Source organism: Photobacterium sp. OFAV2-7 (assembly GCF_022347985.1).
Lineage (GTDB): Bacteria > Pseudomonadota > Gammaproteobacteria > Enterobacterales > Vibrionaceae > Photobacterium.
This window is the reverse complement of sequence record NZ_JAKRFQ010000105.1, coordinates 1-8,941: the sequence shown is the minus strand read 5'-3', so window position 1 is coordinate 8,941 and position 8,941 is coordinate 1. Positions and strand designations below refer to the sequence as shown.

The 8,941-nt window shown below is 46.0% G+C and carries 9 protein-coding genes; 5 read left to right on the top strand and 4 right to left on the bottom strand.

The window, feature by feature from the left end:
* Positions 1-392, top strand: a 392-nt coding sequence (locus tag MHN01_RS08575; RefSeq protein WP_239410969.1) for a hypothetical protein, incomplete at its 5' end; no start/stop codon positions are given.
* A gap of 46 nt (positions 393-438) precedes the next feature.
* On the opposite strand, the gene MHN01_RS08570 is transcribed toward MHN01_RS08575, so the two are convergent.
* The gene (locus MHN01_RS08570) at positions 439-1,143 is read right to left on the bottom strand and encodes an HAD family phosphatase (protein ID WP_239410968.1); all 705 of its coding nucleotides are present in this window, start codon (positions 1,141-1,143) and stop codon (positions 439-441) included.
* 401 nt (positions 1,144-1,544) lie between these two features.
* Between MHN01_RS08570 and MHN01_RS08565 the strand changes: the two genes are divergently transcribed.
* The gene (locus MHN01_RS08565) at positions 1,545-2,252 is read left to right on the top strand and encodes an EAL domain-containing protein (protein ID WP_239410967.1); all 708 of its coding nucleotides are present in this window, start codon (positions 1,545-1,547) and stop codon (positions 2,250-2,252) included.
* Positions 2,253-2,333: 81 nt separating this feature from the next.
* On the opposite strand, the gene MHN01_RS08560 is transcribed toward MHN01_RS08565, so the two are convergent.
* The gene (locus tag MHN01_RS08560; protein WP_239410966.1) at positions 2,334-3,719 is read right to left on the bottom strand and encodes a lyase family protein; all 1,386 of its coding nucleotides are present in this window, start codon (positions 3,717-3,719) and stop codon (positions 2,334-2,336) included.
* 11 nt (positions 3,720-3,730) lie between these two features.
* A complete protein-coding gene (locus tag MHN01_RS08555; protein ID WP_239410965.1) occupies positions 3,731-4,114 on the bottom strand; it encodes a hypothetical protein in 384 nt (127 codons plus the stop codon).
* Between the two features lie 334 nt (positions 4,115-4,448).
* Here MHN01_RS08555 and MHN01_RS08550 point away from each other — a divergent pair, with 334 nt between their 5' ends.
* On the top strand, positions 4,449-4,724 hold the full coding sequence (locus MHN01_RS08550) for a PepSY domain-containing protein (protein ID WP_239410964.1): 276 nt from the start codon (positions 4,449-4,451) through the stop codon (positions 4,722-4,724).
* 56 nt (positions 4,725-4,780) lie between these two features.
* On the opposite strand, the gene MHN01_RS08545 is transcribed toward MHN01_RS08550, so the two are convergent.
* Entirely contained in the window at positions 4,781-6,202 is a 1,422-nt protein-coding gene (locus MHN01_RS08545) for an alpha-amylase family glycosyl hydrolase (protein WP_239410963.1), read from the bottom strand.
* A gap of 366 nt (positions 6,203-6,568) precedes the next feature.
* On the opposite strand from MHN01_RS08545, the gene glgC reads away from it, so the two are divergent.
* Together glgC and MHN01_RS08535 are read left to right on the top strand one after the other, a co-directional pair.
* A complete protein-coding gene (glgC, locus tag MHN01_RS08540; RefSeq protein WP_239410962.1) occupies positions 6,569-7,786 on the top strand; it encodes a glucose-1-phosphate adenylyltransferase in 1,218 nt (405 codons plus the stop codon).
* A 10-nt stretch (positions 7,787-7,796) separates the two neighbouring features.
* Positions 7,797-8,941 (top strand): glycogen synthase (locus MHN01_RS08535; protein WP_370646469.1); only part of this gene is annotated, 1,145 nt, incomplete at its 3' end.

The window sequence follows — 8,941 nt, the reverse complement described above, 5'->3', positions numbered from 1 at the left end:
CGCTCATTGCTAGTCAGCTCATTTCACATGAAAATATCGAGCTTATTCTGGTTGGAGGGCGGGTGTTTAAGCCTGCTATTATGTCTGTTGGCGCTGCAACTAATGCGATGCTGCAGGAAATCCACTTCGATCTTTGTTTCCTTGGTGTGTTTGCGCTGCATACCAGTTCGGGGTTAATGATCAATAACCTGGAAGAAGCTCAGACATTAAAAGTCATGATTGCGCAATCTGAGACAGTGGTGGGATTAGCTGATGCCAGTAAGCTGGATAAAGTAGGCACTCACTTCATTGCTTCGTGCGATAAACTGTCGGCTCTGGTGACCAGCAATGATGCTAACGAGGCAATTTTGGCTGAGTTGTCAGAAGCCGGGGTCGAGATTATCAAAGCCTAAAGCCTTTCCGTATTAGAAAAGGCTTATGTTCGCTGGAGGAACAGCCTTATCGCAAAATGTTGTTCTCATGGCGCCAGTCCATTATTGTCCAATCCTGCATTTGTGCATGAAGTGCCAATGCTGGATCCGGATTGACGGCAAACGGGCGGTCGACGGCATCAAGCATTGGCAAATCATTGATTGAGTCACTATAGCCATAGCTTCCCTTGAACTGGATGTCGTGATCGTCGATCCATGCTTTCATTCTTGTCACCTTTCCTTGTTGATAACTGAGTGTTCCGGTTGTTCTGCCGGTGATGATGCCGTTAATCTGTTCGAGGTTTATCGCAATGGCATCATCGGCACCGAGTAGTTTGGCAATAGGTTTTACCAGGTGTTCGCCTGTTGCTGAAATTACTAAGACTATATCGCCGCGCTGTTTATGCCATTGAATTCGAGAAATAGCATCGTCATAAAAGGCTGGTTTGATTTTCCTCTCGATGAACTCCGCCACCAGTTGAGTCAGCGTTTTGCTGTCCATGCCGATAATAGGTTTCAGGGTTGCCTGCATGTACCTATTCATGTCCATCGTCCCGTTGGCATAAGTAGACATTAATTCGCGTTCTTCTGCTAGGTGGGTATCTGATGCCAGTCCCTTTTCAGCGATAAATTTACTCCATAGGCTAGCCGAATCAGCAGCAATCAGGGTTTCATCAAGATCAAATACAGCTAGATAAGGCTTGCTGCTCATAGCCTGGTTCGTGTGTGTCAAACTTCTCTTCCTTTCATTTTTTTTCATCTGTCTTTTTGTATAAGCGCAGAGCATAGTGAGGGATTATGACAGTTCCCTTTCATTCCTATGTACTTTTGAAGGCAGACTGCATATTAGACATAGTGTTACCCGTCATAACTGACTGAAAATCAAATACTGTCTCATTAATGAAACGAATGTAGATCTGAAAAATCTGTATAGTCCAAAGGAATTATGTGAGTTGCTTCCTAAGATATTGTACGGTTGCTATGAAAGTATGCGGGAAGAATTATGTTTGTTTATATCACATCGGCAACTATGGATAGTCAGTGGCGAGAATATTAAGAACAAGGGATGAGCTCGAACAGCACCTGATTAAATCGGAGGACGGGAGTTACAGTGCTTATTATAAGGGAAACACGATGAAAAGTGCTTTCCAGCCGATAGTCTCAGCGTCTGGAGCGATTTTTGGCTATGAAGCGCTGCTTAGAATTTATAGTCAGGATGGACTGCAGCTAGAGACAGAACCTTTCTTTAGTACAGGTTTTATGCCTTCCAGTGATCGGATAAACCTTGATCGTTTGGCCCGGGTTATACACCTACGGAATTTTGCGCGTTTTGTCTCTGACGGCGCATTGTTCTTGAATATGACGCCCATCGCAGCGTTAGATGCCGGTAGTCAGCAATATGGGTATAACTCGCTTATTTCTAGAATCAAGGAGCTGGGTTTGTCGAATGATAGGATTTATTTTGAAATCCTCGAGCATACCTGTGCCAATGACCGACTGCTGGTGAGTTCGCTTCAGGACATGCAGGATTACGGTTTCCGTATTGCGATAGATGACTATGGTGTCGATGCTTCATCGGAAAGCCGTGTCAGGAAAGTAAACCCGGATATCATCAAGGTCGACCGCAGTTTGTTGAAAGATTATATGGACGGAAAACCAGAGGAGCTTCAGGCTGTTATTCACCTGGCACATGAGCTTAATGCCAAGTTGCTAACTGAAGGGCTAGAAAGCCAAGGTGATTTTAATACGGTCAGGGAACTGGGCGTCGATTACATGCAAGGCTATTACATTGGCCGCCCTGTGCTGGTGAGCGAACTTCCCTGTATTTTCGAGCCTATTTGATAGACCCGAATGTCTATTGTCGCAGCTCTCTCATTTTCCACTGTTATCAGCAGAAAATGAGAGAATCATCATTGGTCAAGCTTAGTGGGCAACACCACCTTCGGTGAGTTTTTTCGGGTTGAGGAGCGACTCAAGCTCTGAACGGCTGAGATCTGTTTCTTCTTCCGCAACATCGATAATTGGTCTTTGCTCTTTATAGGCCTTCTTGGCTATTTCTGCGGCTTTCAGATAGCCAATAACCGGATTGAGCGCTGTCACCAATATCGGGTTTTTTGCCAGAGCCAATTGCAGGTTATCTTCCCGGACGGTGAAGCTACCGATGGCTTTATCTGCCAGCAGTGTGGATGCATTGGCAAGTAGCTCAATACTCTGTATGAGGTTTAGCGCGATCACTGGCAGCATCACATTGAGCTGGAAATTACCAGACTGACCACCGACTGTAATTGTGGTGTCATTGCCGATAACCTGAGCGGCAACCATAGCTGCCGCTTCGGGGATCACAGGGTTTACTTTACCCGGCATGATAGAGGATCCCGGCTGAAGCGCTTCTAATTCTATCTCTCCCAAACCAGCAAGTGGACCTGAGTTCATCCAGCGTAAGTCATTGGATATTTTCATGACGGCCACGGCAGCTGTCTTTAGCTGGCCAGACAGGGCGACAATGGCATCCTGACTGCCCAGATTGTAGAAAAAGTTATCACTGCAGGTGAAGCTGATCTCAGTCGAGACGGAGATATTATTGGCAAAAATGGCAGCGAACTCTGGCTCGGCATTGATCCCGGTACCCACCGCGGTGCCACCCTGGGCCAGTGCTGTCACATTTTCCAGTGCATGTGTGATGCCTAGTTGGGCTTTTTCCAGTTGTATCTTCCAGCCTTGAAGTTCCTGGCCGAGTGTGACAGGCATGGCGTCCATCAAGTGGGTACGACCCGTTTTTACCACGTGACCAACAGATTCCGTTTTGCTGTCAATGGTGTCAATCAGGTGCTGCAGTGCCGGAAATAGCTGAAAGTGGCAGGCAAGGGCGGCACTGACCTGAATAGTCGTCGGAATCACATCGTTACTACTTTGGCCCATATTGACATGGTCGTTGGGGCTGACAGTTTTGCCACTTTTCTGGCTGGCAAGGGTGGCAATGACCTCGTTAGCATTCATGTTCGAGCTGGTCCCAGATCCTGTCTGAAAGACATCGATAGGAAACTGCTCTAAATGCTGGCCGTCGATGATTTCCTGGCAGCTGTCGATAATGGCATGGGCAATATCATGCTCGAGCAATTTGAGTTCCAAATTGCTGCGTGCAGCGGCCTGTTTGACAAAAGCCAGTGCCTGGATGAACTGCTTGGGCATAGTCATGCCGCTGATCGGAAAGTTGTCGACAGCTCGCTGAGTCTGAGCTTGATAGAGGGCATCCTGAGGGACGTGAACATCGCCCATGCTGTCTTTTTCAATGCGATAATGGGAGCTCATGATAGATATCCTTAGAATCCGGAGTTGTGGTGTAATTGCAAGAGGTTACGTTGCAGAGAATAGAGCTGGCGCTTCCCTTCGTCTGACTGGCCGTAGTACTTCTTTAATGCCATTAGAGGGCAATGAAGATGATCGAGGCAGATGCGGCGGAAAATTCGCGAATGCCCTTTATGTGCAATAGCGTCAGTGAGGTGAAAGAAGACTCGGCGTAAAAAGAGTTCTTGAAGCAAAGGGTTATAGTTCGGCGAATGGCGGCAGTAATAGGAGGCGAGATTTAGCCCTGACTGGACAAAGTCGATTATGACATCGGGCTCAAAACCAGGTATGACTGGGTGATTGAGAAATCGCTCTTCTGCTTTGAAAAATAGGCTATAGAGCCGTGCTTTTTTTTCCATATGGCGGACCAAACCCTTGCGTCAATCGTAGTGATAATTATTATCATTTAAGTTATTAATGTGCAAGGTGTAATAATGGCATACGGTTAAGTTTATACTATCTGGTCGATAGCCCTTATCGTGAGAGGCCTGTTTATGGATAGCAATTAATTGTTGTGGTCTTATTATTTGGGCAAAGAATATTACTTGCTACTCGCTATGATTTAAGTGGTAGGTCTGTTTTATGTAAGCAAGAGAACGTGATACAAATCACATTCATTTGGTGACTGCGATAATCGATAGTTTGATTGGTCTGGTATGATGACACATCACATACTTTGTTGTGGGAAGTAGTATGAAAGTATTAAGTGTTTTTTCGTCATGGATGTGCCTTGGTTGTTTGCTTGTTGCGGTACCTGTAATGGCTGATCCGGTTGAAGATACAACCTCCAGCGCGTTGACCGTCCCCAAGGCGATGAGAATGCTGCAAAACCAGGGCTACCATGATTTCAGGAAGATCAAGGTGGAGCGCGAAGAGAACGAAATTGAAGTTGAAGCGCGAGACAAAGAAGGCCGTAAGGTTGAACTGGAAATTGATCTTTATACGGGCAAGATAACTGATATTGATTAGGCTGATAGCACTCGGCTATCAACCTTCAACCTATCCAACTGTCTGCTGTATTTCTGCTAGGTTCTGACTAACATTGCGCAGGATTTAGCGGGAAGCCTTATCTGATAACATGTATCTTTGTTTTTATTGTCTGGACACGCCTTCCCGGATGTCACTACTTCAGCGGTTTCTATTAATGTGCCGTCCATATCGAGCAAGTCTATATAGTTACCTGCCGGAAGCGAGATAGTGTTCTCCTTGGTACCGTTGTTGATCACCACGACACCGGTATCCCCGCGCTGGAACATCAGCAGATCGTCGCTATGCTCGAAGCTATGCATCGGTTCGCCATGGGTAAGATTATGGAACCGAATCATACTTTGCAGCATAGGATCCTGCCAGGTATCGAGCCACCTTGGCTTTCCGTCATCCGACAGAATTCCGCTGGTATCCAAGTCCGAGTAGATCAGTGGCACGCCTCCGTCTCGGCCCAGTACGTAGCAGTAGGCCAGTCTTTCGTTGTGCTCGGTCATAACTTGGTTGAGGAACACGTCATTGTTGGGAATGTCGTGGGTCGTTGCGAAAGTAATAGCTCTATCATTAGCAAGTGCTTGGCCGACAGAGTATGGGTTGGCTAGATCCGTGATCGGTTCTCCTTTTTCAAATACGTTGAAAAGAGAATGAAATAACGGGAAGTCATACGCGCCAAGCCGGGTGTCTTTAAGATATGGCTTGAGAAATAGCTCATATTCTTCTTTCGTTGCTCCACCGTCGGTAATGATCTCTCCGAAAATGTGGGTGTCTTCACTGATCTTTTCGTCCCAAACCTGTTGAATGTGTTCAAGGGTCAAATGTTTGGCCGCGTCGATACGAAATCCACTTATACCTAATAGCTTTAACGCCTTTAGGTAGGATTGTTGTACTTTTACTACATTATTATTGCATTTGAGCGTCGGTAGCCCGGGATCTTCATGTCCGCTGCTAATACGGCCGTTCTGTACTTGCCATGGATCCTTCCAGTTTTCGATCGGAAACGCCTGAATAAAGTCACTTTCGGTGAAAAGCGGTTGAGATAAATCGCCAAATAGCCTTATTGATTCAAAATATTCCACTTTCTCGTCATAGTCTTGCAATATGCCCGCGTTAGGGTAGTCAAGATCAGTGCGAATATCGGACTCGTTGGCCATGTGGTTGAATACAATATCGGCATAAACCAGCAAGTCGTGTTGCTTCAAAGTAGTTGTCATCTGCTCGAAATCAGCAGTATTGCCAAGTTGGTTGTCAATAACCCGGTAGTCTTGTGGTTGGTATCGTTGCCACCATTGAGTGCCTTTGTTCGTTATTTTGGACTTCATCGGTGGCGATACTAGTACCGCTTTGAAGCCTGATTTGGCAATGGCTTCGGCATTTTCAGCTATACGGCTGTAAGGCCAGTCAAAGGCATGGAGAATAACATTGGTTGCCTTTGGCGATAGGTGAGTTGAAAAGCTCGTCGTCATGTTTTGTGCTTCCATTAACAATCTACAGAAAGTCTACTGACTGTATTTGAAAAAGTATTCAGCTATTTACCTCCCAAAGAGGTAGGAGACAGGGGGAGTAGAGGCGTTTAGCTAGCAAATTCGGGCGCTCCGAGAATTATGACAATTATATAAAATCTCGTTATTGATATTTCCCACCAATAAATACGAGTACGAGGCAGCCACTGTCGGTGTGAAAGTAGTAGTTGTCATACCAATAAGTGTGAACGCTGTAATAAATTTTTACTTTCGTAATATATCAATCAAGATTCACTGCAAAAGCATTCTCAAAAAGCATGGAAATGTGGTATATATGTGCATGATTGCTTACTAACAAGGAGGTACACTATGGCTGGTGTTTTAGGAATGATTTTGGCAGGTGGAGAAGGGTCTCGTCTGCGTCCGTTGACGGATACGCGTACTAAGCCTGCAGTGCCATTTGGAGGTAGTTACCGCCTGATAGATTTCGCATTAAATAACTTTCTTAATGCTGATCTGATGAAGATTTATGTACTGACTCAGTTTAAATCTCAGTCACTCTACGTGCATATGAAGAAAGGCTGGAATGTCTCAGGTATTACGGGCCGATTTATTGACCCGATCCCTGCACAGATGCGGATGGGTAAGCGCTGGTATGATGGCACGGCAGATGCTATTTACCAGAATCTGCGTTTTGTTGAACTCGAAGAGCCGGATCAAGTTTGTATTTTCGGTAGTGACCATATCTACAAAATGGATGTTAAGCAGATGCTTGACTATCACCTGGAGAAGAAGGCGGATCTAACGGTATCGGCCCTGCGTATGCCGTTGAGTGAAGCCAGTGCTTTCGGGGTGATAGAAGTGGATGCCAATGGCTGCATGGTTGGTTTCGAGGAAAAACCTGAGAATCCGAAGTCTATTCCGGGAGATCCTGATCATGCGTTAGTTTCCATGGGGAACTATATCTTTGAAACTGGCGTACTGAGCAAAGAGCTCGAGGAAGACGCAGTTAACGAACAATCAAGCCATGACTTTGGCAAAGATATTATCCCTAAGCTGTTTCCGTTGGGTAAAGTATTTGTCTATGACTTTACGACCAATGTGATCCCGGGAGAGAAGAGCACAGGATACTGGCGCGATGTTGGTACCATTGAGTCATACTGGCAAGCACATATGGATTTGCTGTCAGAAGATGCGCCGTTTTCTCTATATAACCGTCAGTGGCAGCTGCACACTTTCTATCCGCCACTTCCGCCCGCAACAGTGCTTGATAGCGAAGAGCACAAGGTTGATACTAATAACTGCATGATATCGGCTGGCAGCTATATTCGTGGCGCTAAAGTCTATAAGTCAGTATTGGGTTTCCGTACTAATGTTGATCATGGCTCCACAATCAGTGAGTCAGTTATTTTGGGCGATGTAAAGATCGGTGCAGGCTGTTCGATTCGCCGTGCTATTATCGATAAGAATGTTCATATCGCACCTGGTACGATTATCGGTGAGGATCTTGAAGAAGATAAGAAGAAGTACCATGTGTCAGACGAAGGAATTGTCGTGATACCAAAAGGAGCAAAAGTTGGTTACTAGAAAGAAACCGATGTCAGGAAAATCGCTCAAGATTTTATTTGTGGCGTCTGAAGTCGAAGGTTTGGTCAAAACCGGCGGTTTGGCTGATGTTGCCAAGTCGCTGCCTTCAGCGCTTAAAGAGATGGGGCATGATGTTCGTATTGTTATGCCGCTGTATCAGAAGGTTGCAAATTCTGAGCAGGCAGAAACACTGCTTGATACCGAGTTATATGTTGCCCCTCAGCCGGCACCTGTGAGTTATCAGGTGAAGGCGCTGGAGAGTGGCAAGGTGACTGTCTACGGAGTCGATGCGCCTCAGTATTTTGCGCGCCCCGAGCTGTATGCAGAAAACAACCAGGCATATTATGACAACGGTGAAAGGTTTGCATTTTTTAGTGCAGCATCGTTGGATTTGTGTGAGAAGATGGGCTTTCAGCCGGATATTGTTCATTGTAATGATTGGCATACTGGCCTGGTTCCCTTCCTGCTCCGGACTAGGTACGCCGATGATGCGTTTTTTGCTCAGACGAAAAGCGTGATCACAATCCATAATGCGGTATTCAAAGGCGTATTTAACTACGATCAGTACAGTTTGATTCCTGAGCTGATTCAGCGTCGCTATATCAATGCCGAAGTCGACCCTTCTCATGTAAGTATGCTAAAAGCCGGTGTGGCTTATGCCGACAAGGTTAATGCCGTCAGTCCGAACTATGCCTCTGAATTACTCACGCATTTAGGCTCGCACGGAATGGAAGCCGATTTTCAGGCCCGTGCTGCTGATCTTTACGGCATTGTGAATGGCTGTGACTATCAAGACTGGAACCCAGAAACGGATCCCTTTATTAAGCAGAGCTTTAAAGCCAATAAGGTTAGCCTGGTGCGAGGTAAAAAAGCGTGTAAACGTGATTTACAGCAACAGGTCGGGCTACCGGTTGAAGATGTACCGCTTTATGGGATGGTTTGCCGTCTGACCGAACAGAAAGGGATTCACTATATCATTCCGATGCTCAAAGACTTCTTGGTCAATGATGTACAGGTGGTGATAGTTGGTACGGGTGATCCGAAGCTTGCTGCGGCACTGCGTGATATTAGTGAAGCGCATAAAGAGAAGTTTGCTTTTGTAGAGGCCTACAGCAATCCGCTGGCACATTGTGTCGAGGCCGGTGCAGATTTCTT

What these genes read in the sequence shown, in the direction of transcription:
- MHN01_RS08565 (WP_239410967.1), top strand. Translation starts at nt 1,545, where the DNA reads ATGAAAAGTGCTTTCCAGCCGATAGTCTCAGCGTCTGGAGCGATTTTT.
- MHN01_RS08560 (WP_239410966.1), bottom strand. Translation starts at nt 3,719, where the DNA reads ATGAGCTCCCATTATCGCATTGAAAAAGACAGCATGGGCGATGTTCAC.
- MHN01_RS08555 (WP_239410965.1), bottom strand. Translation starts at nt 4,114, where the DNA reads ATGGAAAAAAAAGCACGGCTCTATAGCCTATTTTTCAAAGCAGAAGAG.
- MHN01_RS08550 (WP_239410964.1), top strand. Translation starts at nt 4,449, where the DNA reads ATGAAAGTATTAAGTGTTTTTTCGTCATGGATGTGCCTTGGTTGTTTG.
- MHN01_RS08545 (WP_239410963.1), bottom strand. Translation starts at nt 6,202, where the DNA reads ATGACGACGAGCTTTTCAACTCACCTATCGCCAAAGGCAACCAATGTT.
- glgC (WP_239410962.1), top strand. Translation starts at nt 6,569, where the DNA reads ATGGCTGGTGTTTTAGGAATGATTTTGGCAGGTGGAGAAGGGTCTCGT.